The organism is Pseudoalteromonas sp. Z1A8 (assembly GCF_011378855.1).
Lineage (GTDB): Bacteria > Pseudomonadota > Gammaproteobacteria > Enterobacterales > Alteromonadaceae > Pseudoalteromonas.
The window spans coordinates 1-637 of the sequence record NZ_WTLB01000134.1; the positions used below are offsets into that span (position 1 = coordinate 1).

Genomic DNA, 637 nt, shown 5'->3' on the forward strand with positions numbered 1-637 from the left:
ATCGACCAATTTCATGATAGAGCTTGCCTTCAAGCTCAGCCTTGTATTTTGAAAGCTGAGTTATCAGAGCCATCACATTGTCCACTACCATGCTGCCATTGAATTTTTGCATCGCTTTTACGTTTAAATCTTCAAACACTAAAATGTCATTTTCATTGGTTATCTGTCGTGAGATTTGGTGTGCAAAGTCGAGCCTTTGCCTTGAGATTTTATCGTGTAATTTATTGATGCGTTGTTTTGTTTTGTGCCAGCGATTTGAGCCTTTATTTCGGCGAGCAAGCTGACGTTGCAATTGATTTAATTTTGCTTTTGATTGCTTTAAAAACTTTGGATTATCGGCCACGTAGCCGTTCGAGCCAACTACCGTTTGCTTTGAGTTAATGTCAAAACCTGTGATTGTTTTTAAAACGCGAAGCGCTGTTTTGCACTCCACTTCTTGAGTAATACTGCATTCCCATTTACCGTGGCGATACTGAATAGTGACCGTTTTGATTTTGCTCGCCAGTTCGCGATGTAAAATGATAGGCACTTTACCAACTTTTGGAATACTGATAGTGCCATCTTCAATACGGATGCAATTAGAATTGTTTACCGCTCGAAATGAATCGTTGTGAAGTTTTTTCTGTTTGTATGAGAT

At 39.1% G+C, this 637-nt stretch carries 1 protein-coding gene; it reads right to left on the reverse strand.

Translation table 11 applies throughout. The annotated features are described in order from the left end of the window. Positions 1-637 (reverse strand): RNA-guided endonuclease TnpB family protein (locus GQR55_RS20015; RefSeq protein ID WP_166421970.1); only part of this gene is annotated, 637 nt, incomplete at both ends.